Origin of the sequence: Phytoactinopolyspora mesophila (assembly GCF_010122465.1) — a bacterium.
In the GTDB taxonomy this organism is placed as follows: domain Bacteria; phylum Actinomycetota; class Actinomycetes; order Jiangellales; family Jiangellaceae; genus Phytoactinopolyspora; species Phytoactinopolyspora mesophila.
Genome location: NZ_WLZY01000001.1, coordinates 979206 through 1004992 on the forward strand (window position 1 = coordinate 979206; position 25787 = coordinate 1004992).

Here is a 25787-nt window from a genome sequence, read left to right on the forward strand (position 1 = left end):
CGCAGACCCATCCGGGGGCACGGTTGGCGGACCGCTCGATCAGCGATCTGGTGCACGAGGCCAAGGCAGGCGATCAACGCGCCTGGCGGGAGATTGTCGACCGTCACGCAAGCCTGGTGTGGTCCGTGGTCCGCAGCCATCGGCTTACCGACCCAGACGCCGGCGATGTCTTTCAAACCACCTGGTTGCGCTTGGTGGAAAGCCTCGGCCGGCTCAACAAGCCCGAACAGCTGTCCGCGTGGCTGGTTACGACGGCCAGGCGTGAGTGCCTACGGCACATCAAACGGCGTGACCGCGAGTTCCCGGACCCAGAAGCAGTCGACGTGTCGGCCGATGCCGACAACGCCGCAGCCATGCTGCTGGGCGTCTCGGAGAACACCATCACCGCCCCTGACACCGCGATCCTGCGCCGCGAGCGAGACGGGGAGATCCTCGCCGCGTATCGCAAGCTCCCGGAACGGTGCCAGGCATTGCTCCGCTTGTACCTGGCGGAGCCGCCCCTTAGCTACAACGAGATCGCTGACATCCTCGGCCTGCCAGTGGGCAGTGTGGGACCGAACCGTGGCCGATGCCTTGCTCATCTGCGCAAGCTGCTGGCCGGCAACCACCAAGCCGCCGAGGCAGAAGGAGACGCGTGATGGATGACCCGACGGCGGCCGACCACACGCTGCTGGCCGACCTGCGTGACGCGCTGAACCGCCTTGACCCCCCGCCGGCACACCTGCTGGACGCGGCTTACAACAGCCTCGATTGGATGGATGCCGACGCCGCGCTGGCCGAACTCGTCGCGGACTCCGCGGTTGCGGCGGGAGTGGCAATACGTGCGGCCCAGCCACCACGGGTACTCACCTTCGACGCCGGCGGCGCCACGCTGGTGGTCGAGATCCTGACCGAAACACAGCGGTCCGGAGCGCAGCCGCGCAGGCGCGTGGTGGGCCAGTTGCTGCCCCCGGGTGTCGCCGACGTGGAGGTCAGGGGCACCGACGGCGCTCGTGTCCAGGTCCGCTCCGATGCCCATGGGCGCTTTCGCGCCACCGACGTGCCGGCCGGAAGCATCGCGTTCTCGTGCCGTTTCGACGACCCCGAGCGCAACCCGTTCGTCACCCGCTGGACCGGCCCCGGGCAGCAGTGACCCGCGTCCGGGAACCCGGCTAGCTGACCAGCAGCGGAATGAGCAACTCGTCTTCGCTCATTCCGCCGTGCAGGCCCACCATCTTGACCTCCGTGGGGAACACGCTTCGGTAACAGACGGCGAAACTGCCGCGGGCACACACCACGACGTCCCCGATCCGCTCTTGCACGCGCCCTTCGACGGCACCGAACCAACCGGCTTCGATGGCCTCGGCACGAGTAAGCACCGCGCCTCGCTCCCCCACCACGGCTTGCCATGCCGCCAGGACATCTGGTGTCGCGCCGTCCACGGTGTAGACGTGCCTGAACCGCGCCTCGCCGGCGATCAACGACGTGCCTTCGCGCAAGGCCGGAAGGTCGTCGACGTCGATGCGGTCCTGCGCCGGCACATCCACCATGCCGTGGTCGCCGGTCACCACCAGCACCGTGTCCGCTGGCAGGGAGTCGTAGAGCTCTTCGGCGAATCGGTCGACCATCACCAGCTGGTGCCGCCAAGCCGCGGACCGGCATCCGAGCTGGTGTCCGGTGCGGTCGAGGTCGGAGTCGTACACATAAACCAATGACGGGTTCGCCGCCGATGAGCTTGCCGCCGCCGCGATCCGCTCACCGTACGAGTCGGCGGACCAGTAGGGCCCGCGCAGAGCGGCAGCGGTCAGCCCACTGTCGTGAAACTCTCGCTTGTTGACCACCCTGGTGGCTACGCCGGAGCGCTGGGCCCGCTCGAACAGGGACGGGTGGGGCTGGTAGGTGAGCGGGTCGATGGCCGGCTGCCACTTCAGTGCGTTGAATATCTCGTTGCGCCCTGGCACCCGGGACGTATAACCCAGGACACCATGCCGGCCGGGAGGCAGTCCCGTTCCCAGACTGGTGAGGCTGGTGGCTGTGGTGGATGGCAGCCCGCACGTGATCGGCTGTGCCCGCAGTGACGACAGAAACGGCGTCTGCGCGGTGTGTGAACGGAACAGGTTCCATCCGAGACCGTCGATCAGCAGCACGCAGTAGCGAGCTGCTGGGGGCAGTCCAAGCGGATTCTGTTCGTCTGCGACACCCAACGCTCCGAGCGCGGAGGGGATCAGGTCAGCCAGGGATCGCTCCCCGTACTCGGGCAGGAGAGTCAAACTGTCACCGGACCTGCACGGTAGCTGCTGAAAGCGCCCGAGCGAAGGTCAGCATGTCGTCCACCCGCGTCATTCCGTCACCGGCCTCGCTGACCCTCAAGGTGAAGTCGTCCGAAGTGACAGTCCCGGTGTAGCCGTGATCGGCTTCGCAATCTGGATCTCCGCATGTAGCCGGCTCCAGATCGATGCGGCTCATGGCACCCCAGCCAACGGTCAGCACGACGTCCAGCGGCCGGTCTCCGACCTGATGCGACGCCGGCGAGGGTACTGTGCGGCTCACGACCACCGAAGAGACCCGCGCCAGCGGTACCGCTTCGGTGGAGGTCGTCGCATACGGCGAGCCATGGGCGTCGTCGGACGGATACTCGTCGGAGTGGCCGACTATCAGCCGGGTAGGGGTCAAGACCAGCACGCTCACATGGCGACGCAGCTCATCGCGGTCGAAATGCGGCTCGTGATGAACGACGAACGACTCGACCGGCTCACCAGCCAGGGCCGTCTCGAGCGTCTCCGCCACCAGGTCTGGATAGTAGCCTGCTTGTTGGATCGCGATGCGGAGTCCTTCACGCGTCCCTATGTCCACCATACGTCCAATCCTTACACGCTTCTCGCCAGCTCGCTGCTCACGCCAGCCGTCGCGCGTACCAGTCGGGGCGCGGCGCCGGCCGGGCAAGGCGAGCCGAGGCGTTGACCACGGCCAAGCCGGTCTCGCTGACAAGCACCGGGTTCAATTCGAGCCCCTCCAGTTCCGGTAGATCATCCGACATGCGCGACACTCGATGCAAGAGATCCTCCACCGCTGCCACATCGGCCATGTCTCCGCCGCGATATCCGAACAACAGCGCCGCGGCTTTGACCTCCCGTACCATCTCAGCCGCATCGGAGTCGGTCAACGGCGGGATCCGGTAGGCGCGGTCTTCGAGAAGTTCGGTGGCCACACCGGAGATGCCGAACGACACGACGGGGCCGAACATAGGGTCTTCGCGGGCCCAGATGGCGACGGGTACGCCGGCCGTTGCCATCGGCTGCACGACGAACCCGGCCTCGGCTGGATCGGCCAGCGTGCTCGACAACGTCTGCCAGGCGTCGCGCATCTCCTCGGCGGTATCGATGTTGCGCCAGACGTCGGCCAGATCCGGCCGGTGCCGGAGGTGACTCGCGGTGGCTTTCAGGACCACCTCACCACCGAGCTGTTCGGCCGCGGCCAGTGCATCGTCGAGGCTGTGAGCAGCGATCACCGGCAACGGGTGGATGCCGTACGCCGCGAGCAAGGCCATCGTCTGAGCCGTCGTGAGGTCTATCGCTTCGTTGCCCGCGGCGGTGGCCAGAACCGCCTCGGCATGCCGGCGGGCGGCGTCGGGATCGACGTCGTCGAGATCGGGCACGTGACCGTGGCGCCGGCGGCGCCAGGCGCTGTAGGAGGTGACGTGGGCCAGGGCACGAGCGCCTTCCTCCAGCGAGGGGTACGACGGGACGGAGCCGCGCCGGGGCACGCCGTGTTCGTCGAACCGGCGCATCTCCTCGGGGACACCGCGGATACCCAGGAAGGTGGTCACCATCGGCTTGTTCCCTGACGACGACGCGTCAGCCAGCACACGCGCGACCTCTTCACTGCTCGACGCGTCGACCGCGGGGGCGAAGACCACCAGTAATGAGTCGACCTCCGTGCGCGCGGACAGGTCTGCCAGCGCCGAGGCGTAAGCCTCCGCCGAGGCCGTGACGCCCAGATCGACCGGGTCGCATCCGACATCGAGCCCCGCCGCCACGACAGCGTCGTTGGCCAGCATGCACAGGGCGCTGGAGTTGCCGACGATACCCACCCGATCGCCGGTCGGCAGCGGCTGATAAGCCAGCACCTGGGCGACGTCGAACATCTCCGAAATCGTATCGACGCGCAACACACCGGACTGGCGGAACATGGCATCGAGCGCCGCGGGCGGGACTTCGATCGGACGCACGGTGTGCCCGAGCGGCACACCCTGGGTCGAGCGGCCCCCCTTCACCACCACAACCGGCTTGATCTCCGCCACCCGCCGGGCGAGCCGGGAGAATTTGCGGGGGTTGCCCAGCGACTCCAGGTACAGCAGCACCACCTCGGTGGCGGGGTCGTCACGCCAGTACTGCAGTAGATCGTTGCCGGAGACGTCCGCCCGGTTGCCCGCCGACACGAAGGTCGACAAGCCGAGGCCGCGAGCGGCGCCGTCGCTGAGGATCGCCGTGCCCAGAGCTCCTGATTGCGAGAACAGGCCGACCCGCCCCCGTGGTGGAACAACGGAGGCCAACGACGCGTTCAAGGCATACTGCGGATCGGTGTTGATGATGCCAAGACAGTTCGGGCCCACCACCCGCATGCCGTGAGCGCGCGCCACGCGCACGAGTTCGGTCTGGCGCGCTCTGCCCTCCGGATCACCCCGCTCGGCGAACCCGGCGGCCACGACCACCACACCACGCACGCCTTTGGCCGCGCACTCGAGGACAACGTCGTTGACGGCTTCCGCGGGCACCGCGAGAACAGCGAGATCGACGTCGCCGGGGATCTCACGCACGGTCGGATAGGCCGTGACTCCCGCCACCGCCGTCGCTTCGGGGTTCACCGCGTACAGCCGCCCGGTGAACCCCTGATCCAGGCCGTCCTTGATGTTGCGGATCAAAGCCTGTCCGGCCTTGCCCACCGACCGGCTGGCCCCGACGACGGCAACCGAACGCGGCGTCAGCAGCCGCTCGATCGAACGTGCTTCGGCTCGATGCTCGCGGGCAGCCATCACCTGCAGTGAGTGGTCAGTAGGGACGATCTCGAACTCGACGTGGACGACCCCGTCCTCGAAATGGTCGTCGACGCTGTACCCGGCCTCCACGAATACTGTGATCATCTTCCGGTTGGCCGGCAAGACGTCGGCGACGAAACGGTGCAAGCCACGTTCTCGCGCAGCCTGGGCCAGATGCTCCAGCAACACGGTGCCGATGCCCCGCCCCTGATGGCCGTCCTCGACGAGAAACGAGACCTCGGCCTCCCCCGCACGAGTGCGGTCATACCTGCCCACGGCGATCATCTCGTCGCCCACCAGCATGATCAGCGCTACCCGGGTGTCGTGATCGACCCGGGTGAAGTGATCGACATCCCGCTCGCTCAACCTGGGATACGGCGCGAAGAAACGGTAGTACTTCGACTCGTCGCTGACCCGGGCGTAGAACTCGACCAATCGCTCGGCGTCGTCGGACCGGATGGGCCGCACATGTGCGGTGGCTCCGTCGGACAGCACCACGTCGGCTTCCCAGTGATCTGGGTATGACAGGTCAGACTCCACAGTCCGAGGCTAGAGCATCGTCGCCCGATACTGGTGCATGAGGCAATGTTCAGGGTGACGCGAAGTCAGGAGGACATCAGGCATGGCGCCGACTCGTGAAGACCGCATCTTTTGGATCGGCGGAACGGTTGTCATGGGGCTCGTGTTCGGGATTCTCGGCAGCGTCTTGGCGAACCCGGGTGCTGGTCTCGCGGGCGGCCTGGCCGCCGCATTGGTCTGGTTCGTGCTGGGCGCCGTCCGCCGACACGACAGGCAGAAATGATGCCGGATCTTCAGTGATCCCGGCCTTCGGCTTCGCGGCAATAGTGCGGCACGGGGTGTGGAGGGCCACCGAGGCTGCCCCCAGGCCGGAATCGCCCCTCAATACCGCGATCGGGCACCACTTGGGAAGATCAACTAGGCAACGATTCGGTGACGACACTTGGTACAGATCGCGACATATTCCGCCGACATTTGATAAATCTCGCAAAACCTTGACAGGCAACCGTATTCCAGAAAGAGTCCAACTGCACGGTTCGCCCCCGCACCGGGGGTCAGGGGGTCGCGTTTTCTTTCCAGGGACGCTCACCGATCGTGAGCACCGGGCCAGGGGGCGGGGCTCGCTCGGGTCGATCGCGTCATGTCCCGTCGCCAGCCGGCATCCGTAACCCGGATGGGTGGCTTCGAGGCATACCGAGGACTGGACCTGCGACAACCAAGCGAACCAAGGGGAAAACATCCATGCGCTTGAAAAGACTAGCTCTCCTGACCGCGGGCACCGCACTCGTCGCGGTAGGCCTCGCCGTACCGTCCCAGGCCAACCTCACCACGTTCTGTGACGGCGTCGCGTCCGACGTCACGATCCCTGGTGATCTGGTCGTCCGGGCGGACGCTTCCTGTGAGCTCACCAACGTGACCATCAACGGCAACGCCACGGTCCGGGCCGAGGGCAGCCTGCTGCTCACGGATTCGACCGTGGAAGGCAACCTCCGCGTCAACGCCGACGCCTTCGCCAGCCTCGTCGAGTCCCACGTCAAGGGCAACACCCGGCTCGTCGAAGCTTTCGGCGTCTACTCCGAGGACAGCGCCCACGACCTCAACGTGGTCGCGACTGATTCCGAGTTCTACTACTCGCTCGGTTCCACCCACGGCCGCAACATCAACTCGACAAATGCCGAAACGTTCGTCGAGTCCGGCTGGGTGAGCAGAAACGTCGACTCCGACGGTGGCTACCTGACCGACTTGTACGACTCCGTGGTCGAGGGCAATGTGTCCGTGGCCGGCACCGACTTCGGCAGCGTCGTCTGTCTCTCCGAAATCGACGGCGACGCCACCTTCACCGGCAATGGCGGTCTGGTGCAGTTGGGCGCGCAAGCTCCGGTCCAGGACTGCGGGTCCAACGTCTTCGGCGGCAACGTCACGTTGACCGGCAATAACGCCGACGGATTCGTCAGCAACAACGTGATCCGTGGCGACCTCGTGTGCAGCGACAACAGTCCTGCGCCTGTGGTCAGCGACAACCGGATCCGGGGCGAGGAGCAGTGCGACTCCGCATCCGCGGCGGCCTTCAGCACTCGCAGCAGCGTGCAATCCGCAGAGACGGCACAGAACCGCAAGGATGAAGTGCGCGGCGCCATCGAAGAGCGGGTAGCCGAGAGCGAAGAAGCGGCCGAAGAAGCCGGCCCGGCCTTCGACTGACAGATCCACGGCTGTTGGTCCTGGACCGTCCGCGCGGCTAGCGGACGGTCCAGGGCACGGCTTTCTCACCTGCCTGTGGCTGCACAGGCCAGAGGACGTTGCGTCGGCGGCTGTCTCCATCGCCCCCAAGGCAACGCCCGGCCCTCCTCGGTGAGGGCACGGGTTCGTTTGTCCCCGGCGGCAGTTGCCGGCGCAACCTCTCAGCCCGTCTCAAGGCCCTCTTGGCGAGGGATCTGGATGTTCCGCGCCAGGTCGAGTTGGAGCGTCGGTGCCAGTCTTCGGTGTGACAAGCGAAGAGTTGGGTAACCGCCAGCATCAGCGCATGATCACCTGGCGGCGAGAGGAACTCCGATGGCCTGGACTCTGCCCGAGATGTTCAAGACCGAGGGCGGAACCGTCCGGTGGGCGCGGCTTGGCGACGGGCCGGAACCCATCGTGTTGGTGCACGGCACGCCCTACTCATCTTTTGTCTGGCGCGACATCGCACCAGCACTCGCACTCAAACGCGCCGTCTTCGTCTTCGATCTGCTCGGCTATGGGCAATCCGACCAGAGCGCGGACCAGGATCTGACCCTGGCCGCCCAGGCACGCCGATTCGTGGATCTTCTCGCGCACTGGGAGCTACATCGTCCCAGCGTGGTCGCCAACGACATTGGTGGCGCCATCGTGCTGCGCGCCCTCCTCCTCGACGGAGCCACCTACAACGATCTCACCATCTTCGACGCGGTCAGCGGCGGCGACTGGGAACGTGGCCTGTTCAAGCTACTGCGCGCCCATCCCGCGGTGTTCGATCAGCTTCCCGGCTACGCGCACGAGTCCCTCGTCATCAGCCACCTCAACAACGCCACCCACCGCGGTTTCTCGCCCGACGTGATCAGCGCGCACCTCTCTCCTTGGCTCGGACCCACCGGGCAGGCGGCCTTCTACCGCCAATACCGTCAGCTCTCCCAGTCCGACACGGAACCGTACGAGGCTCTACTCGACCAGGTCGCCGTACCGGTCAAGCTGCTCTGGGGACGTGAGGACCGGATCCTCCCGCCGGAGTATGGCACCTGGTTGCATGAACGGATCCCCCACGCCGAGCTGCACTGGGTAGCCGATGCCGGACACCTGTTGCAGGAAGACGCGCCGGCGCAGCTGCTCTCCCATCTGCTCGCAGGCTTCGCCGGCGACGGTGAGACGGGTCCGTCGCGTGTGCCGCCGACCACCACCTAGGCTGTGACGTCCCGTGTCGTGAGACGAGCCCAGGCCAGCGACAGAAAAATCACGATGTACGCGGCCTGAGTGAGCAGACCACGGTTGACGGTCTCCAGCATCATCGGCTCCCGTAGGAAGTCCGCGTACGCCCGCCAGGTGTCGGTGAGCAGCCATGGGTGCAAGCCGGACAGCTGTGGGATGGCCCCCAGAATTTGCGAGATGACCGGAACGGCGGCCGTTGAAGCCATCGCCGTCGTGGGCACTTCAGTCAGAGTCGAGATGAACACACCTATCGCCGCCAGCCCCGCCAGCATCAGCGCGGCATAGCCGGCCATGATTATTCCGCGCCAGCCGGTCTCCAGCAGCCCGATCGTCTGGCCCGAAAGCAGCGTCACGTCACCCACGGGAAAGAGCAGCGCGCCGGTCACCATCCCGGATGTCACCACCACTACGGCGGCGACGACGCCGAACACCACGCTGGACGTGTATTTCACCGCCAGCACCCGCCCGCGCGCCACCGGTACCGTCAGCAGATACCGCAGAGTTCCGCTGGCTGACTCACCGGCGATCGAGTCGCCGGACACGACGGCCATCGTCAGCGGCATGAAGAACGGGGTCAGCAGAATCAATGCGGAGAAACCCAGAAACAAGCCGTTGCTCGAGACCTCGGCCAGCAGACCACGCGCCGGCCCACCCGGGGACGACGATAACCGCAATGCGACCCCCACGATCACCGGTGCCGCCGCCAGCACGGCAAGCATGATGACGTTTCGCCGGCGGCGTAGGACCATACCGAGCTCGGACGCAGCGAGGCTAGTGCTCAACATCGAAACCCTCCCCGGTCAGGGAGACGAAGAACTCCTCCAGGCCGGCTCGTTCAACGACGGCCTGCCGTACCGGAATACCGGCTTTGACCAGGTGTTCGACGACCTCCTCCGAGGCCGTACCCGACAGCTCGGCGCGGATACCGTCCGGACGAGCGACGATGTTCGCCAGATTCAGCCGTTGCAGCACGGCCATGGTGCCTTCCTGTGCCGGGGTGTCGATCCGGATCCGCACTGACATGGCGGCCCGCAGCGAACCGATGTCGTCCTGCGCCACGAGCCGGCCGTTCCGCATGACGCCCAGGTGACAGCACATCTGGTCGATCTCGCCGAGCAGATGGGAGGAGACGAAAACCGTGGTGCCCGCCGCCGCTACCTCGGACACGATCCGCCGCACCTCACGGGTTCCCTGCGGATCCAAGCCGTTGGTGGGCTCGTCGAGCACCAGCAGTTCACGCGGCTTGAGCAGGGCAGCCGCCAGCCCGAGGCGCTGGCGCATGCCCTGCGAGTAGACCCGATAGGCCTTGCCGGCAGCCGCACCGAGGCCGACCGACTCCAGGGCGGAATCGATGCGGGTGCGCCGATCGGTCCTGCGCGTGGTGCGGTCGGCCACGTCGAGGCGGATGAGGTTGTCCCGCCCCGAGAGGTAGGGGTGAAACGCCGGGCCGTCGATCAGTGCGCCCACCCGTGGCAACACGTCTGCGCCGGACAGCGGCATCTCCGAGCCGAGCATCGTCACCGAGCCCTCGGTGGGTGCGATGAGCCCCAGGAGCATCCGGATGGTGGTGGTCTTGCCGGAGCCGTTCGGTCCGAGGAAACCGTAGACCGAGCCCTCCGGGACCGCCAGGTCGACCGAGTCGACGGCCGTGTGCCGGCCAAACCTCTTGGTCAGGCCCTCGGTGGCTATCGCCGCGGTCACATCGCCTTTTCTTCGAGTACGTCGAGCCCGACGGCGCCCAGCAGCAGGCGGCCGTCGTTCAGCCAGAGTGCCGAGAACAGCCTGCTCTCGAAGCCCAGCCCGGTGCCGTAGGCCCCGGACACCGGCTGCATTTCCGCCATGAACGCCTCGACCAGCCCGGACAGGTCGCCGAACTCGTCCGTGCCGGCCATCAGATCGTCGATGTGCGCGGTGAGCGAGTCCAGGTCGAAGCCGGACACCACCAGCACCGACATCCACTGATCCTCGATCAGTTCAGCGTCGAGTTCTTCCTCGGCCGGTTCGCCCTCCGGATGGGCCGCCAGCCACCCCAGATCGAACTCCTCGACAGTGGCACCAGGCGGCGGAGTGAACTCGAACACCGACTGGTCCGGCTCGTCGAACGAGACCGACGTAAAACCGACCTCGACAGCGGGATCGCCGCCGTCGGCGCTGAAGATCCGGACGCGCAGCGGCACGCCGTATTCGCCGTCGATGGCCACCCGGACCGAGCCGATCAGCGAACGATCGTCCTTGGGACTGGCCACCAGCTCGTACGCGGCCCGTCCAGCCACCGTAGCCGTGCCGTCGACCTCGATGTCGGTGGTGGGCTCGACGAACCGCAACGCCAGTTCGGCGAGCACGTTGGTGGGAAGCTCCGCCATCGGTTTTCGATCTGGGTGCTGCTCCTTGGCGTCTTCCAACTCGGCGACGGTCTGGTGCATGACCACGTTCTGATCGCTGTTCCAGTACCAGACGTCGTCGCCTTGGCGGATCAGGTCGGTCTCGGCGAGGTCGCCGTAGAGAGCGAGCCGGTACGTGGACTCGTCGGAGAACCACACCCGAGCACTAGTGGCGCCGCTGAGCAGGGCCAACGGAGAACTGGTCGCGCCGGCCATACTCGGCAGCTCCGGGATCCCCACGTCAGCCGAGTGCACGATCGTGCCGGCGAGCGGGACGTCGCCGGATTCGGCCAGCCCGACCAGCAGCTCGCCCGCACTCCGCTCGGGCAGCTCGGAATCCGCATCCGCGATCATCGGCACCGCCACGGCGGTGGCCAAGACCACAGAGGCGATGGTCAGCGGCACCGTCCACGGCAGCTTGGACGAACTGAAAAAGGCGGATCGGAACGTTCTCGTAGCCATCTAGATCTCCCTCTGGCAGGTTAGCGCACTACTCACTCTGCAGGCCCAGCGCTGTGAAGACCCTGAGAGGTTGGCCGCCGCCGGAACTCGCGCCATGACATAAAGAGCGAGACACTAATGCCCTCACCGGAAATACCCGCTCCCGAAATCGGGGCTTGCAACGGGGCGCCGGTGCGGGCAAGGAGGGACCTTTTTCGATGCGCATTCTGGTTGTCGAAGACGAACGCGGGCTCGCTCGCGCGCTGAAGCGCGGGCTCACCGCCGAGGGGTTCTCCGTCGAACTCGCCGCGGACGGGATGGAAGGGCTCCACCTGGCCCGGGAGAACCCCTACGACGCGATCGTGCTGGACATCATGCTCCCGTCGCTCTCCGGCTACCGCATCTGCCAAGCGCTGCGCGCCGAAGGCAACTGGGTTCCCATTCTCATGCTCTCCGCCAAGGACGGCGAATACGATCAAGCCGACGGGCTGGACGTCGGGGCAGACGACTACCTGACCAAGCCGTTCTCGTATGTGGTGCTGGTAGCCCGGCTCCGGGCTCTGATGCGCCGTGGCGCCCCGGAGCGGCCCGCAGTACTGACCAGCGGCGACCTCTCTCTCGATCCCGCGACCCGCACAGTCCGCCGCGGCACGGAAACGGTGGCGCTGACGCCTCGCGAGTTCGGTGTGCTGCACTATCTGATGTACAAGCGTGGCGAGGTGGTCTCCAAGCTCGAACTGCTGGAGCACGTGTGGGATCCGCACTACGACGGCGACCCGAACATCGTCGAGGTGTACGTCGGATACCTGCGCCGCAAGATCGACACCCCGTTCGACCGGAACAGCCTCAAGACGGTTCGCGGAGCGGGATACCGCCTCATCGACGACCACGTGACATGACCCCGGGACCGACCGAGATGAGCGGCCGCTCGCCCTGGTCCGTCCGGCTCAAGCTCTCCCTGCGGGCGCAACTCACCATCGCCGCGACCACCGTCGCCGCGCTGGTCCTCACCGTCGGTGGGACTCTCACGCTGATCATGCTCCAGCAGACGCTGCTGCGGGAACTGGACGAGTCCGCCCGCAGCCACGGCCATGACATCGCCGCGCTCGTCGAGGCCGATCGTCTCACCAACCCCCTACCGAGTTCGGGGGCCGCCATCGCGCAGGTCGTCGACGCCCAAGGCCGTGTGCTGGCATCGACACCAGGCGGCGACCGGCTGGTGCCGATCCTGAGCCGGGACGATCTGGCCGTGGTGCGAGCAGGTGAGGCGATCGACATGCCCGGCACCCGGATCGGGCAGCCGGAGCCGTTCCGGGCCATAGGTATCGAGACCGGCCCTCCGGACGGACCTCAGACGGTGCTCGTCGCGGTGTCGCTGGCCGAGCAGCGGCGTACGGCCAACTTGCTCAGGCTCGCGATCGTCGGGGCCGGCGTGGTCGTGGCCGCGGCTGTGGGTTTGCTGAGCTGGTTCGTCACGGGGCGGACGCTCCGGCCGGTCGAGCAGTTGCGCAGCGGTGCCGCCGAGATCACCGGAACCGGCGAACAACGTCTGCTGCCGGTGCCGGTCGCCCGGGATGAGCTGCACCGGCTGGCCACCACCCTCAACGACATGCTGAAACGCCTCGAGGCGGCCTCTGCCCGGCAGCGCGCGTTCGTCGCCGATGCCGCCCACGAGCTGCGCAGCCCGATCGCGGCGCTGCGGACCGAGCTGGAAGTCGGGCTCGCCCATCCGGACGCCGTCGACCCGTACGAAACCGCCCGTGAAGCGCTCGCCGAGGTGGAGCGGATGGAGCGGCTGGTCGAAGACCTGCTGATTCTGGCTCGCCTCGACGAGCCACGGCGCCGGACGTCCACCGACGTCGACCTGCGTGACGTGACCCGCGACGTCGTCGATCAGCTGCGCGACCCCCGGGTGCCGATACGTGTCGACGCCACGGAGTCGGCCTGGGTGTTCGGGGATCCCCACGCGCTGGGCCGCTTGGTCCGCAACCTGGTCGACAACGCGGTCCGGCATGCCGTCACCGGGGTGGACGTCGACGTCCGCAGCCTCGGCATCCTCACTGAGCTGCGGGTGAGCAACGACGGCCCGCCTGTCCCACTCGCCGACCGGGAGCGGATCTTCGAACGTTTCACCAGACTGGACGACGCCCGGGGCCGCGACGCCGGTGGCACCGGCCTGGGCTTGGCGATCGTCCGCGAGATCGCCCAGGCGCACGGCGGGCACGTGACGGTGGGCGACGCCTTTCCCGGTGCCCGATTCACCGTCCGGCTGCCGGTCCGCCACTCCGGCACACGCCTCTCGTGATCATTGGCACTTGACCACCGAATTCGGTGGTCAAGTGCCAATGATCATGGGATACGCTCGGCGCTCATGACCATCAGTTCCCGCAGCGACGAACTCCTCATCCGGCCGTGCACCAAGCAGTACAAGAAGATGGTCGCGGCCGCGCCGCTCTTCTTGATAGTGCCCGCGGTGGCTCTCGTCGTGCGGGAGGGCCTGCCCGCTTTCGCCTTGCTCGTGGCGACGGTGCTGAGCTGCGTCGTCATCATGTACTTCTACTTCCGGGGCGTCTACGTCGTGCTCACACCTACCGAAGTCGGCCGCTCCGGATTCACCTCGCGACGCAAGATGTGGCCCCGCACCGACGTCGCCGCGATCGTCGTCGGCCACATCTACCTGTCGATCGTCGACAGCCGAAGCGCGGAGAACGTGTTTCTGCTCGACCGCGCCGGGCGGACCATCATTCGTCTACGCAGCACCCATTGGGCGCAGGAGGACCGCGACGCGCTCGTCGCCCGCCTGGGGATAGCACCGGTCGTCCACCCGGACTTGGTGAATCCACCCGAGTTCGCCAAGGTATACCCCAAAGCGCTGCCCTGGTACGAAAGACTGAGCTTCGCCAAGATGGTGCTGCTGACCTTCGGCTTCGTCATCCTCCTGTTCGTGGTCATCGCGCTCGTCGTCGCGATGACGCTGTAGCACGGCCCAGCCCACGTTCCGGCCAGGGCTCGCTCCATACGTCGCATTACTCCGCGTGGCGCCCGGAGCCTCAAATCGTGGGTCGCTGCCGGATCTGAGATAGCGCAGGGGTAAGAATGGGGCGCATGGCACGCGGAACCAAGACTCCCCCACCTGAGGACTTCGAAGAGACGATCATCGATGTAGACGTGTCCGAGGAGATGCGCGGCAGCTTCCTCGAGTACGCCTACTCGGTCATCTACTCCCGCGCGATCCCCGACGCACGAGACGGGCTGAAGCCGGTACAGCGGCGAATCCTGTTCCAGATGCATGAGATGGGTCTGCGGCCAGACCGCGCCCACGTCAAGTGCGGCCGCGTCGTCGGCGACGTCATGGGCAAGCTGCACCCGCACGGCGACGGCGCCATCTACGACACCTTGGTGCGGATGGCCCAGTCCTGGGCCATGCGGGTCCCGCTGGTGGACGGACACGGCAACTTCGGGTCCTTGGACGCCGGGCCGGCGGCCTACCGTTACACCGAGTGCCGGATGGCTGAGCCGGCCATGCTGCTCACCGGCTCACTCGACGAAGACGTCGTCGACATGGTGCCGAACTACGACGGCCAGTTCGAGCAGCCGGAGGTTCTACCGGCCGCGTTCCCCAACCTGCTGGTCAACGGTGCCAGCGGCATCGCGGTGGGGATGGCCACCAACATGGCGCCGCACAACCTCGGCGAGGTGGTCGACGCCACCCGTCATCTGCTCGTACATCCGGATGCCACGCTCGACGACCTCATGCGGTTCGTCCCGGGTCCGGACCTGCCCAGCGGGGGGCGTATCGTCGGACTCGACGGCGTCCGCGAGGCCTACGAGTCCGGGCGGGGAGCCTTCAAGACCCGGGCCACCGCGCGCATCGAGAACATCACCGCTCGCCGCAAGGGCATCGTCATCACCGAATTGCCGTACATGGTCGGCCCGGAGCGGGTCCGCGAGCGCATCGTCGATCTGGTCAAGAGCAAGAAACTCAACGGCGTCGCCGACGTCGTCGACTACACCGACCGAAACACCAGCCTGCGCCTCGTGATCGAACTCAAGAGCGGGTTCGTGCCCGAGGCAGTGCTGGAAGAGCTCTACCGCCTCACCCCCCTCGAAGACTCGTTCTCCATCAACAACGTCGCCCTGGTCGACGGGCAGCCGCGTACTCTCGGGCTCAAAGAACTGCTCGAGGTCTTCATCAAGCACCGGCTCGAAGTGGTACGCCGGCGCAGCGAGTTCCGGCGCAAGAAAGCCGCCGACCGCCTGCACCTGGTCGACGGTCTGCTGGTCGCCCTGCTCGACATCGATGAGGTCATCGCCGTCATCCGCTCATCTGACGACGCCGCGGCCGCGCGGGACCGGTTGATGCAGGTCTTCGATCTGTCCGAGATCCAAGCGCGCTACATCCTCGACACTCCCCTGCGCCGGCTCACCAAGTACGACCGCCTGGAGCTGGACAAGGAGGCCGAGGAGCTGCGCCGGACCATCGACGAGCTGACGGCGCTGCTGGAGGATGAGTCGCTGATGCGCCAGGCCGTCTCCGCCGAACTCGCCGAGGTCTCGGCCGCGCATGCCACACCGCGCCGCACGGTCTTGCTCGAGGACTCCGGTGTTCCCAGCCCGCGACTCCCGGCCACCGCATTGGAGGTGTCCGACGACCCCTGTCAGGTACTGCTCTCGTCAACCGGACTGCTCGCCCGCACCGCTGGTCTGGAACCGCTGGTTCCTGGTGAGAAGCGAGCCAAACATGACCTGGTGGTGTCGTCGGCGCCCACCACCGCGCGCGGCGATATCGGTGCCGTGACCAGCGCGGGACGTATGATCCGGTTGTCGGTACTGGAACTGCCGGCGTTGCCGCCCACGAGCTCTCCCACCATGGCCGGTGGAGCACCGGTGCAGGAGTTCATCGAGCTCGAACCGGGCGAGCGGCTGCTGTGCCTCTCCTCGTTCGACCCGGACTCCCCCGGCCTTGCCCTGGGCACCGCGGACGGCGTCATCAAACGTGTTGTGCCCGACCACCCGTCCAACAAGGACTCCTGGGACGTCATCCGGCTCGAGGACGGCGACCACGTCGTCGGTGCCGTACAGCTCAAAACCGGCGAGGAGGACCTGGTGTTCGTCAGCTCCGAAGCGCAGCTCCTACGTTTCCCGGCCAGCGTCGTCCGGCCGCAAGGCCGCTCCGGCGGTGGAGTAGCCGGCATCAAACTCAGTCCCGGCGCGAAAGTCACGTACTTCGGTGCCGTCGAACCAGGCGACGAAGCGAGTGTGGTCACCATCGCGGGCTCTTCGTCCGCGCTACCAGGCACCCAGGCAGGCAGCGTGAAAGTGACTCCGTACGCAGAGTATCCCGCCAAGGGCCGGGCCACCGGTGGGGTGCGCTGTCACCGATTCCTCAAGGGCGAGGACACCCTGTTGCTCGCGTGGGTCGGTCCGGCTCCGGCACGTGCGGCCGCGGCCAGTGGCGTCCCGGTAGAGCTGCCGGCCGAACCCGGCCGGCGAGACGGCTCCGGCATGCCGGCACCGCAGCCCATCGCGGCGATCAGCGGAACGTCTGTCGTACCTGGAGGATATGCCAATGCCTGAACAACATGACGCGTTCGCCGACGTGCTCGCCGCCAATCAGGAATATGCGGCCGAATTCGACCTCGGGCACCTGGTCCCCGGTGCCGCCCGCGGTCTGGCCATCGTCACCTGTATGGACTCGCGTATCGAGCCCCTGGACATGCTCGGGCTAACCCCGGGCGACGCGAAGATCATCCGCAATGCTGGCGCTCGAGTCACCGAAGACGTGCTGCGTACCCTGGCGCTGGCCACGCACCTGCTAGGCGTCGAGCGGATCATGGTCGTGGCGCACACCAACTGCAAGATGGCCAGCGCCACCCGCGACCAGGTGATCGACATCGTCGAACAGGCCTCCGGAATCGACGTGCGCAGTCTGGATTTCCGGCTGGTGTCCGATCAGCACGAGACACTCGAGGTCGACGTTCAGAAGATCCGTTCGTGGCCGTTTTTCCCGCCGGGCATCGCGGTGGGCGGATTCGTGTACGACGTCGCCACCGGCCGAGTGGAGCGGGTGACCTGACGGGCCCGTCCGTGTGAGGTTATCGGTCAATCGCGCTGCGAACGCCGGCCGCGCCGGAGGCCGATCTCGTACGCGGCCAGGAGGAGCAGCCACGACGCCGTGATCGGAACCACGAACCAAAGCATCACGGCGCTGAACGGTTCAAGCGCGGCATGATCCGTCGCCTGGAGCAACAGGAAGGCGATGTAGGCCGCGTAGAGGATGAAGAAGAGCACACCCTCCCAGCGAGCCACCGCCTGCCCGGTGAAGGCCACTGGAAGCAGTGCCAGCGCCACCGCGATCATGATCGGCAGATCAAACCTGATCGCGGCGCTCGCCACCTCGATCCCGTCCGGCGCGACGATTGCCGTGATGCCGAGAACCGCCCCGATGTTGAACACGTTGGAGCCGACGATGTTGCCCACCGCGAGATCGCGCTCGCCTCGGATGACAGCGATCACGCTCGTCGCGAGCTCTGGAAGGGACGTCCCAATAGCCACCACCGTCAGGCCGATGATCAGGTCGCTGACGCCCAGGGCCGCCGCTACCTCACTGGCGCCGCGGACCAGGAGCTGTGCTCCGGCGACGAGCAGCCCCACCCCCACCAAGACGAGCAACAGGTCACGCGGCACGCTCCGCCGCTGGGGTGTAGGTGCCTGCGCGTCCTGCGTTGATCCGCCGGTGTGCGGGCCGTGGCGCATCGGAATGGGCAGCTTTCGTCGCCGCGAGATCACGATGGTGATGGTCACGTAGATCACCACCACGGCCAGCAGCAGCGTGCCGTCGAGACGGGTGATGTGCCCGTCGAGGGCCAGGAGCAGCAGGCCGATCGACAGCGCCACCATGACCGGGATATCCGCGCGGACGATCTGCGACTTCACGATCAGCGGGACGAAGACCGCCGATAGCCCGAGCACGAGAAGGATGTTGGCGATGTTGCTGCCGACGACGTTACCGACGGCCAGCCCTGGGTGTCCGCCGAGCGCCGCGCCGGTGCTGACGGCCAGCTCGGGTGCCGATGTGGCGAACGACACCACGGTGAGCCCCACCACAAGGGAAGACATCCCGATCGTGCGGGCCAATGAACTGGCACCACGGACCAAAGATTCGCCGCCGCCTACCAGCAGAACGAAGCCTGCGATCAACATCAGCACCGCTGTCACGCTCACGCCGCCACCATACGTGGCCTCTCGTGCGCCAAGGCGCCGTATCCGGCATTGCGGCACGAGGACCTGATTCGTCCACATCCCCCGGTGGTGTGCGCTAATCCCCCACGTTGCCAAGCTTCACGGGTTTTTTCTGTGTTTTCATTCTCTTTCTCGCAGGTTACTAGCTATAGCACATGTTTTCCTCTCAACCTTGTCGGTGGCGAACTATAGCGTTGGATCATGAGTTCGGAGATGCTCGACGGTTTGACCGCTGCGGTGCGTGAGGTCGCAGCGGAGCCGGCCGCTGACCTATCCGAGGCACGGATCAGTGATGAACTACTGGCGCTACGCCGGTTGGCCGACGCCGCCGAGGCTGCCTATCTCACCCGATTGCGTGTTTTCGACAAGCGTCGGATCAGTGAGTCCACATCAGCCTTGTCCACTGGTGCATGGGTGCGGCACAAGTCGCACGTCGCCCCGGCCGAGACATCGCGGGCATTGAAAATCGCCAGAATGCTAACCGACCTGCCCGTCGTCGAGCATGCCCTGATCAACGGCGAGATCCGGGTGCCGCACGCCGAAGCCATCACCCGGGCAGCGAAACTGCTCGGCACTGATGTGATCGCCGGCTGCCAAGACGCCCTCGTCGCCGCGGCCAGCACAGACGACCCCACCCGGCTCCGCGCCGCGCTACGCGGCCTCGGCGCCGCCGTCGATGACACCAAAGCCGCCAAACGCGCCGAAAAACGCGACCAGGGACGCTGGCTCGACCTGTCCTCCACCTTCGACGGCGCCGTCATCCTCGACGGAGTCCTCGGCGAAGAAGACGGCGCCATCGTCAACACCGCCATCGACGCCCTCGCCACACCTAGTGGCCCCGACGATCAACGCACCCCATCCCAACGCCGCGCCGACGCCCTAGTCGAACTCTGTCGCCGCGCTCTCGCTGCTGGTGACGTCCCGTCGCAGGGCGGTGAAGCCACCCACCTGATCGTGGTCACCAACCTGGACACCCTCGAAACCCGCACCGGCGGGCTCGGCGAGCTCACCAACGGGGCCATCCTGCGCGGCGACGCCGTACGCCGCCTGGCCTGTGACGCCCGCATCAGCCGGATCATCACCGGCCCCGACTCCCAACCCCTCGACGTCGGCCGATCCCAGCGCACAGCCACCCCCGCACAACGCAAAGCGCTACGCCTACGCGACCGCGGATGCGTATTCCCCGGCTGCCGCCGCCCACCCGAATGGACCGAAGTCCACCACCTGATCCCATGGATCCAGGGTGGTCGCACCAACATCGACGAAATGGCCCTGCTCTGCCGCAAACACCACACCCTCGTGCACCAAGGCGGCTGGACCATACAGATCCTCGGGCCAGGCCAGTTCAGATTCATCAACCCCAACGGCAACCCGGCATCTTCCAAGCCACCACCATCCACCACCGACCTCCTCACTGATTTGATCCACACCACCAGAGGTTCACCGCCGCGAGCCGGCCCAGACAACGACGTCCAGACCACCGGCCTCGACGCCACGGTTTCCGGGGCGAACACCGAGGGTGCCGACGCCTATGGTGGGAATGTCAGCGGTGGGCACACCTGCGGTACGGACAGTGGGGCCGTAGACGACCGGAATACCACGGTGGACCAGAGCGACACCGGGAAACCCGACGCTGCCTAAGCAGCCGCCCTAAGAGCCGGTTCCTTAACCCCGACGAGGACACCGTGGCGTTACGCCACACTCTGCCGCGTGGCGGAGACGATCGTCTCCGCCACCTCGTCGGGGCGCCGGACAATGCCCGGGGCAGGCCGGCAAGCCTGTTGAACGACCCGGCCCCGGCTCGCGGCCTCGGCCGCCGCGGATCGCCGTCGGCATCTTGCGACGAGGACCACCCTGGGGGTCGTCAGGCGTCGATCCGCTCGCGGTCAAGCTCTGCGGCGCCGGCGATGATGAACTCCTTGCGGGGCGCGACCTCGTTGCCCATGAGCAGTTCAAAGGCGCGCTCAGCGTCTTCGGCGTTCGCGGCCGTGATCCGGCGCAATCGCCGATGCCGCGGATCCATAGTTGTCTCCGCCAATTGATCCGGGTCCATTTCGCCCAGGCCCTTGTAGCGCTGCGGAGGTTCTTTCCATCGCACACCCTTTCGCTGGAGTTCCAGCGAGACCCGATGCAGCTCAGCGTCGGTGTAGGTGTAGATGTACTTATCTTGTCCCTTCTTCGGGTTCGTCAGCTCGAGGCGGTGCAACGGCGGCACGGCCGCGAACAGCCGACCGGCCTCGACGAACGGGCGCATGTACCGGAAAAACAGGGTAATGAGCAGCGTGCGAATATGCGCGCCGTCGACGTCGGCGTCGACCATGAGGATGACCCGGCCGTATCGAGCCTGGTCGATCTCGAATGTCTTGCCACTACCGGCGCCGAGCACCTGGATGATGGCCGCACACTCGGCGTTCTTGAGCATGTCGCCCACGGAAGCCTTCTGCACGTTGAGGATCTTGCCCCGGATGGGCAACAGAGCCTGGAACTCGGCGTCTCGGGCCGATCGCCCGGTGCCCAGCGCGGAGTCTCCCTCAACGATGAACAGTTCTGATTTGTCGAGGCTGCTGGAGCGGCAGTCGACCAGCTTGGTGGGCAGCGAACTGGTTTCGAGAGCATTCTTGCGGCGCACGGCCTCTTTGTGCTGCCGCGCCGCCACCCGCGCCTTGGCCGCCGAGACGACCTTCTCCAGCACGGCGGTTGCCTGCGCTTTGTCCGCTCGCTTCGTGGAGGTCAGTACCGCCTTGATCTCGCGTTCGACGACGGCGGCGACAATCCCCCGCACCGCGGAGGTGCCGAGTACCTCCTTGGTCTGCCCTTCGAACTGCGGCTCGTCCAGCCGTACGGTGACGACCGAGGTCAGGCCCTCGAGGACGTCGTCTTTCTCGATCTTGTCATTACCTGCCTTCAACCGGCGGGAGTTCGCTTTCACCTGATCACGCATGGCTTTGATCAAGCCTTGCTCGAATCCGGTGACATGGGTGCCGCCTTTGGGAGTGGCGATCACATTCACGAACGAGCGCGAGATCGTGTCGTAGCCGCTGTCCCATCGCAGAGCGATGTCGACCTCGCACGTACGCTCGGTGTCCTTCGAGATGAGCTGGCCGTCTTCGTCTAGTACCGGGACCGTTTCGCGGAATGTGTCCTGGCCGGTGAGCCGTAGCACATCCGTCACCGGCGACCCCGGACTCAAGAACTCCACGAACTCGCTGATTCCGCCGTCGTGACGGAACTTCTCCTCGACCGGAGTCTCTCCGCGCTCATCGCGAACCACGAGTTCGAGGCCGGGGATCAGGTACGACGTCTGGCGGGCGCGCGACACGAGGTCGTCCCACGAATAGTCCGCGCCCTTGAGGAAGATCTGCTGATCGGCCCAGAACCGGATCCGGCTCCCAGTGACCCCCTTCTTGACCTTGCCGGCGATGCGCAGCTTGGAATGGTCAGTGAACGGCTGGAACGGCGCGTCCGGCCCTTCGCCGGCATACTCCCCTGGCTCACCCCGGCGGAAAGACATCAGGTGGGTACGACCATCTCGGTCCACCTCGACATCGAGCCGGCCCGAGAGCGCGTTGACAACGCTGGCGCCGACGCCATGCAAACCACCGCTGGCGGCATACGAGCCGCCGCCGAACTTGCCACCCGCGTGCAACTTGGTGAACACGACTTCGATCCCGGACAGCCCGGACTTGGAGTGGATGTCGACCGGGATGCCCCGGCCGTTGTCCCGGATCTCGGCCGAACCGTCGGCACGCAACACGACCTCGACGCGGTCGCAGTGGCCGCCCAGCGCCTCGTCAACGGCGTTGTCGATGATCTCCCACAGGCAGTGCATCAAACCCCGCGAATCAGTGGAGCCGATATACATGCCCGGGCGCTTGCGGACAGCCTCGAGGCCCTCGAGCACCGAGAGATGGCGTGCGGTGTAGTCACTGCCACGGCTGGTGGAGCGGGCCGTCTGCGCAGTCACAGGCGCAATTCCTCCTCGCATCGTTGCCGGCACGTGCTGCCGTGCCTCGCGAGCCCAGCATAATCCGCCGTTACCGGCCGGCCGCGCAGGCTCGCTGTTCCGCACGGCGGTTCCTTGCCTGGCGGCCAGGCACGTTGCCGCAAGATCGACGTGCCTTTTGAGACACATCGTGTCAGAATGTGGACAGCCGACAACGGCGCCGGCCCGGCTCGTTCTCACAGCCGCCCCGATGTGACCACCACCACGCCCCATCTTGTACGCGCATAGCGAACCAGGCCGTGCGCGTGTGGCGGTAACGACATCGGATGGTTTGATGTTTGTACGGATGCAATGACACGACCACCAAGCAACCGGTGGCCCATCGACCAGGAAGGTGCGCGACGTGACAGCTACTCTCGCGACCAAACCGCTGAACGCCGCTGACCGCTGCGACAGCTGTGGCGCCCAGGCCTACATCCGTGCGGTTCTCGACCAAGGCGAACTGCTCTTCTGTGGCCACCATGGACGCAAGTACGAAGCGAAGCTTCGCCCGATGGCAGTGGAATGGCACGACGAGACCGCCAAGCTCACCGACACTCCGAGTGAACCGACTGCCTGAAGCACCAAGAGCTGCCTGACATACGAATAACCGAGCACCTTCACTGATGGGTGGGGACCCTGTCCCCACCCATCAGCACATCCACCCCTTTGCTGAACCCCCTACGCGACCGGAACACACCGGCACAACGTGGGTGATGAATGAACCCCGCCCATGGTCCGGCAGACAACGTGGGGGATGAGAGAGCCCCCATCCATGGTGCGGCGGGCATCGAAAGGCGAGGAACGAGCCTTTCGCGGGCGGGGATGGGGGCTCTTTCATCCCCCACGTCCCTGTCGAGCCTTTCGCGGGCAAGGATGGGGGCTATTTCTTCCCCCACGTCCCTACCGGCGCGCTTCCCGATCGCGGAGGACAAACGCCATGACAACCCCGGCCACCGCACCGAACAGGTGACCTTGCCAGGAGATACCTGGCTGGCCCGGCAGGACGCCAAGAGCGATGCTGCCGTACATGATGACGACGACGACTGAGACGAGAATGCTCAGGAGTTTCCGGGTGAGCACACCCCAGGCGACGAGGAAGGCCGCGAACCCGTAAACCAGCCCGCTGGCTCCGATGTGATTGGTGTTGGCACCGGCGACCAGCCAGGTAGCCAAGCCACCCAAGAGTGCCACACCTATCGTGACGGACCAGAACTTCCGCGTGGTCAGAGCTATCAGGCTGCCGAGGATCAGGAACGCACCGCTGTTGGCGATCAGGTGGTCGAAACCGGCGTGCAGGAACGGGGCAGTGACGATGCCGAGCAATCCCTCGGCGCTACGAGGCCGGATGCCGTACTGGTCCAGGTTGACACCGGGCACTTGGTCGACGATTTCCTGCCCCCACATGAGGGCGAGCATGACGAATACCGGGATGACCAGGACGACAGGTGTCGGCAGATTGCGCCGTTCGATTTCACCGGAGGAACTCACGTCTATCACCCTAGGTAAACCGTGGCGCGAGTGCACGTCTCGCCCGCGCGTATCACGCGCACGGGACTAGCACCAGCACAAGTCCGGATCAGTCGAGGTAGTCGCGCAGTACCTGCGACCGCGACGGGTGCCGGAGCTTGCTCATCGTCTTGCTCTCTATCTGGCGGATGCGTTCCCGGGTGACGCCGTAGACCTTGCCGATCTCGTCGAGTGTCTTCGGCTGACCGTCGGTGAGCCCGAAACGCATCGAAACCACGCCTGCTTCGCGCTCGGACAGGGTGTCCAGCACCGCATGCAGCTGCTCCTGCAGCAACGTGAACGAGACCGCCTCGGCGGGCACGATGGCCTCGGAGTCTTCGATCAAGTCGCCGAACTCGCTGTCGCCGTCCTCACCGAGCGGCGTGTGCAACGAAATCGGCTCCCGGCCGTACTTCTGGACCTCGACGACCTTCTCCGGCGTCATGTCGAGCTCTTTGGCGAGCTCTTCCGGCGTGGGCTCACGGCCCAGGTCCTGAAGCATCTGCCGTTGGACCCGGGCGAGTTTGTTGATGACTTCGACCATGTGCACCGGGATCCGGATGGTGCGGGCCTGGTCGGCCATGGCACGGGTGATGGCCTGCCGGATCCACCAGGTGGCGTAGGTGGAGAACTTGTAACCCTTGGTGTAGTCGAACTTCTCGACAGCGCGGATCAGGCCAAGGTTTCCTTCCTGGATCAGGTCCAGGAACAGCATGCCGCGCCCGGTGTAGCGTTTGGCGAGCGAGACGACCAGCCGGAGGTTGGCCTCCAGTAGGTGGTTCTTGGCGCGCCGCCCGTCTTCGGCTACCCAGTTCAGCTCGCTGTGGAGCTTCGGCTCCATGGATTCGGTCTCGTTGGCCAGCTTCTCTTCGGCGAAGAGTCCGGCTTCGATACGTTTGGCCAGCTCGACTTCCTGCTCGGCGTTCAGCAGCGGGACTTTGCCGATCTGCTTCAGATAGTCCTTGACCGGGTCTGCGGTCGCCCCGGCCACGACGACTTGCTGCTCAGGCTCATCTGTGTCGTCGTCCTCGGAGAGGACGAAGCCTTCGTCGGTCAGCTCGCTTGGGTCTGGCTCCTCCGCCGGCGCCGCTGGGCTGGCCGGCGCAGCTGTGCCGTCAGCGTCCTCCGGAGTTCCGGCGGCGTTGGCGCCAGCCTTGGCGCTCTTCCGCTTCCGAGCCGGCTTGGCCTTGGAGGTGCTGACCTCCGCCGTGGGAGCCGCCGCGTCGGATGAGTCCTCTTGAACTGCTGTCGCTGTCGTTTTTTTCACCGCAGTCTTCACAGTTCCCTCGCTATTCTCTGCCGCCTGCTTGCCCGTCTTCATTGCCGTTGTGCTGGCCTCAGCCGATGTGATGGCCACGTCCGCCGATGCGGTTGCCGTCGCCGAGGAACGACGCGACGATGCCGCCACAACCCGCTTGCGCTTCACCCGCGAGTCCGAAGCCGCAACCTCGACAGTAATACCTGTCGACTTCAAATGCTCGACGACGAGGCGGCTCTCTTTCATTTGAAGGTTCGCCGCCTCGCACGCGGCCCGCACATCCTGTGCGTCCACAGAGCCGGCTTCCCGGCCTCGTATCACTAGCTCCTGTACGGGTGGCAGCTCGAAGATCCGGGCGTACTTGGAGCGAGACGGGCTTGGCGACACGAACAACCTCTCATTGAAGGGGGGCTAGTAGACCGTAAGCTTCGGCAACAAGACATTGTGACACGAGGAGGGCGCTTTGTTCTCCTTCAGACTCATGGGCATGCCAGATGGCATCGA

At 66.0% G+C, this 25787-nt stretch carries 22 protein-coding genes; 12 read left to right on the forward strand and 10 right to left on the reverse strand.

Going from position 1 to position 25787, the window contains the following annotated elements; all coding sequences use genetic code 11:
- Positions 1-23: 23 nt before the first annotated feature.
- Together F7O44_RS04395 and F7O44_RS04400 are read left to right on the forward strand one after the other, a co-directional pair.
- The gene (locus F7O44_RS04395) at positions 24-638 is read left to right on the forward strand and encodes an RNA polymerase sigma factor (protein WP_222851045.1); all 615 of its coding nucleotides are present in this window, start codon (positions 24-26) and stop codon (positions 636-638) included.
- Complete coding sequence (locus F7O44_RS04400) at positions 638-1132, forward strand: hypothetical protein (protein ID WP_162448911.1); 495 nt, start codon at positions 638-640, stop codon at positions 1130-1132. Before F7O44_RS04395 ends, F7O44_RS04400 begins: the two co-directional genes overlap by 1 nt.
- A 19-nt stretch (positions 1133-1151) precedes the next feature.
- On the opposite strand, the gene F7O44_RS04405 is transcribed toward F7O44_RS04400, so the two are convergent.
- From F7O44_RS04405 to F7O44_RS04415, 3 genes are read right to left on the reverse strand one after another with little or no spacing between them, the layout of a single operon-like run.
- Positions 1152-2249, reverse strand: coding sequence for an alkaline phosphatase family protein (locus F7O44_RS04405; RefSeq protein WP_162448912.1), 1098 nt, complete (start codon positions 2247-2249; stop codon positions 1152-1154).
- A 4-nt stretch (positions 2250-2253) separates the two neighbouring features.
- Complete coding sequence (locus tag F7O44_RS04410; protein ID WP_162448913.1) at positions 2254-2835, reverse strand: DUF5998 family protein; 582 nt, start codon at positions 2833-2835, stop codon at positions 2254-2256.
- Positions 2836-2872: 37 nt separating this feature from the next.
- Complete coding sequence (locus tag F7O44_RS04415) at positions 2873-5554, reverse strand: GNAT family N-acetyltransferase (RefSeq protein WP_162448914.1); 2682 nt, start codon at positions 5552-5554, stop codon at positions 2873-2875.
- Between the two features lie 82 nt (positions 5555-5636).
- On the opposite strand from F7O44_RS04415, the gene F7O44_RS04420 reads away from it, so the two are divergent.
- From F7O44_RS04420 to F7O44_RS04430, 3 genes are all read left to right on the forward strand, one after another.
- Positions 5637-5816: a hypothetical protein gene (locus tag F7O44_RS04420; protein WP_162448915.1), complete on the forward strand. Its 180-nt coding sequence runs from the start codon at positions 5637-5639 to the stop codon at positions 5814-5816.
- Between the two features lie 464 nt (positions 5817-6280).
- Positions 6281-7231 carry a hypothetical protein gene (locus F7O44_RS04425; protein ID WP_162448916.1) on the forward strand — a complete coding sequence of 317 codons (951 nt, stop codon included), beginning with the start codon at positions 6281-6283 and terminating at the stop codon, positions 7229-7231.
- Between the two features lie 351 nt (positions 7232-7582).
- Positions 7583-8446 carry an alpha/beta fold hydrolase gene (locus F7O44_RS04430; RefSeq protein WP_162448917.1) on the forward strand — a complete coding sequence of 288 codons (864 nt, stop codon included), beginning with the start codon at positions 7583-7585 and terminating at the stop codon, positions 8444-8446.
- On the opposite strand, the gene F7O44_RS04435 is transcribed toward F7O44_RS04430, so the two are convergent.
- From F7O44_RS04435 to F7O44_RS04445, 3 genes are read right to left on the reverse strand one after another with little or no spacing between them, the layout of a single operon-like run.
- Positions 8443-9255, reverse strand: a complete 813-nt coding sequence (locus F7O44_RS04435) for an ABC transporter permease (RefSeq protein WP_162448918.1) — start codon at positions 9253-9255, stop codon at positions 8443-8445. The genes F7O44_RS04430 and F7O44_RS04435 overlap by 4 nt on opposite strands.
- Positions 9242-10171 (reverse strand): ATP-binding cassette domain-containing protein, encoded by a 930-nt coding sequence (locus F7O44_RS04440; protein WP_162448919.1) that lies wholly within the window; start codon positions 10169-10171, stop codon positions 9242-9244. Before F7O44_RS04440 ends, F7O44_RS04435 begins: the two co-directional genes overlap by 14 nt.
- Positions 10168-11313 (reverse strand): LolA family protein, encoded by a 1146-nt coding sequence (locus tag F7O44_RS04445; protein ID WP_162448920.1) that lies wholly within the window; start codon positions 11311-11313, stop codon positions 10168-10170. Before F7O44_RS04445 ends, F7O44_RS04440 begins: the two co-directional genes overlap by 4 nt.
- Before the next feature lie 197 nt (positions 11314-11510).
- Between F7O44_RS04445 and F7O44_RS04450 the strand changes: the two genes are divergently transcribed.
- From F7O44_RS04450 to F7O44_RS04470, 5 genes are all read left to right on the forward strand, one after another.
- Positions 11511-12191 carry a response regulator transcription factor gene (locus F7O44_RS04450; RefSeq protein ID WP_162448921.1) on the forward strand — a complete coding sequence of 227 codons (681 nt, stop codon included), beginning with the start codon at positions 11511-11513 and terminating at the stop codon, positions 12189-12191.
- Complete coding sequence (locus F7O44_RS04455; RefSeq protein WP_162448922.1) at positions 12188-13597, forward strand: sensor histidine kinase; 1410 nt, start codon at positions 12188-12190, stop codon at positions 13595-13597. Before F7O44_RS04450 ends, F7O44_RS04455 begins: the two co-directional genes overlap by 4 nt.
- A gap of 66 nt (positions 13598-13663) precedes the next feature.
- Positions 13664-14272: a hypothetical protein gene (locus tag F7O44_RS04460; RefSeq protein WP_162448923.1), complete on the forward strand. Its 609-nt coding sequence runs from the start codon at positions 13664-13666 to the stop codon at positions 14270-14272.
- A gap of 125 nt (positions 14273-14397) precedes the next feature.
- Positions 14398-16869 (forward strand): DNA gyrase/topoisomerase IV subunit A, encoded by a 2472-nt coding sequence (locus tag F7O44_RS04465; RefSeq protein ID WP_162448924.1) that lies wholly within the window; start codon positions 14398-14400, stop codon positions 16867-16869.
- Positions 16862-17368, forward strand: coding sequence for a beta-class carbonic anhydrase (locus tag F7O44_RS04470; RefSeq protein WP_222851047.1), 507 nt, complete (start codon positions 16862-16864; stop codon positions 17366-17368). The genes F7O44_RS04465 and F7O44_RS04470 overlap by 8 nt, the downstream gene beginning before the upstream one ends.
- Before the next feature lie 26 nt (positions 17369-17394).
- Here the strand turns inward: F7O44_RS04470 and F7O44_RS04475 are convergent, their stop codons facing one another.
- Positions 17395-18516: a calcium/sodium antiporter gene (locus F7O44_RS04475; RefSeq protein WP_222851048.1), complete on the reverse strand. Its 1122-nt coding sequence runs from the start codon at positions 18514-18516 to the stop codon at positions 17395-17397.
- Between the two features lie 219 nt (positions 18517-18735).
- Between F7O44_RS04475 and F7O44_RS04480 the strand changes: the two genes are divergently transcribed.
- Positions 18736-20175 carry an HNH endonuclease signature motif containing protein gene (locus F7O44_RS04480; RefSeq protein ID WP_162448926.1) on the forward strand — a complete coding sequence of 480 codons (1440 nt, stop codon included), beginning with the start codon at positions 18736-18738 and terminating at the stop codon, positions 20173-20175.
- Between the two features lie 223 nt (positions 20176-20398).
- On the opposite strand, the gene F7O44_RS04485 is transcribed toward F7O44_RS04480, so the two are convergent.
- Entirely contained in the window at positions 20399-22498 is a 2100-nt protein-coding gene (locus tag F7O44_RS04485) for a DNA gyrase/topoisomerase IV subunit B (RefSeq protein WP_343073806.1), read from the reverse strand.
- 382 nt (positions 22499-22880) lie between these two features.
- Here F7O44_RS04485 and F7O44_RS04490 point away from each other — a divergent pair, with 382 nt between their 5' ends.
- Positions 22881-23096, forward strand: a complete 216-nt coding sequence (locus tag F7O44_RS04490; protein WP_174255876.1) for a DUF7455 domain-containing protein — start codon at positions 22881-22883, stop codon at positions 23094-23096.
- A gap of 323 nt (positions 23097-23419) precedes the next feature.
- Here the strand turns inward: F7O44_RS04490 and F7O44_RS04495 are convergent, their stop codons facing one another.
- Positions 23420-24007 (reverse strand): rhomboid family intramembrane serine protease, encoded by a 588-nt coding sequence (locus F7O44_RS04495; protein ID WP_222851049.1) that lies wholly within the window; start codon positions 24005-24007, stop codon positions 23420-23422.
- 88 nt (positions 24008-24095) lie between these two features.
- On the reverse strand, positions 24096-25625 hold the full coding sequence (locus F7O44_RS04500; protein WP_187361114.1) for an RNA polymerase sigma factor: 1530 nt from the start codon (positions 25623-25625) through the stop codon (positions 24096-24098).
- Positions 25626-25787 lie beyond the last annotated feature (162 nt).

What these genes read in the sequence shown, in the direction of transcription:
- F7O44_RS04400 (WP_162448911.1), top strand. Translation starts at nt 638, where the DNA reads ATGGATGACCCGACGGCGGCCGACCACACGCTGCTGGCCGACCTGCGT.
- F7O44_RS04410 (WP_162448913.1), bottom strand. Translation starts at nt 2,835, where the DNA reads ATGGTGGACATAGGGACGCGTGAAGGACTCCGCATCGCGATCCAACAA.
- F7O44_RS04420 (WP_162448915.1), top strand. Translation starts at nt 5,637, where the DNA reads ATGGCGCCGACTCGTGAAGACCGCATCTTTTGGATCGGCGGAACGGTT.
- F7O44_RS04430 (WP_162448917.1), top strand. Translation starts at nt 7,583, where the DNA reads ATGGCCTGGACTCTGCCCGAGATGTTCAAGACCGAGGGCGGAACCGTC.
- F7O44_RS04435 (WP_162448918.1), bottom strand. Translation starts at nt 9,255, where the DNA reads ATGTTGAGCACTAGCCTCGCTGCGTCCGAGCTCGGTATGGTCCTACGC.
- F7O44_RS04445 (WP_162448920.1), bottom strand. Translation starts at nt 11,313, where the DNA reads ATGGCTACGAGAACGTTCCGATCCGCCTTTTTCAGTTCGTCCAAGCTG.
- F7O44_RS04450 (WP_162448921.1), top strand. Translation starts at nt 11,511, where the DNA reads ATGCGCATTCTGGTTGTCGAAGACGAACGCGGGCTCGCTCGCGCGCTG.
- F7O44_RS04455 (WP_162448922.1), top strand. Translation starts at nt 12,188, where the DNA reads ATGACCCCGGGACCGACCGAGATGAGCGGCCGCTCGCCCTGGTCCGTC.
- F7O44_RS04460 (WP_162448923.1), top strand. Translation starts at nt 13,664, where the DNA reads ATGACCATCAGTTCCCGCAGCGACGAACTCCTCATCCGGCCGTGCACC.
- F7O44_RS04465 (WP_162448924.1), top strand. Translation starts at nt 14,398, where the DNA reads ATGGCACGCGGAACCAAGACTCCCCCACCTGAGGACTTCGAAGAGACG.
- F7O44_RS04470 (WP_222851047.1), top strand. Translation starts at nt 16,862, where the DNA reads ATGCCTGAACAACATGACGCGTTCGCCGACGTGCTCGCCGCCAATCAG.
- F7O44_RS04480 (WP_162448926.1), top strand. Translation starts at nt 18,736, where the DNA reads ATGAGTTCGGAGATGCTCGACGGTTTGACCGCTGCGGTGCGTGAGGTC.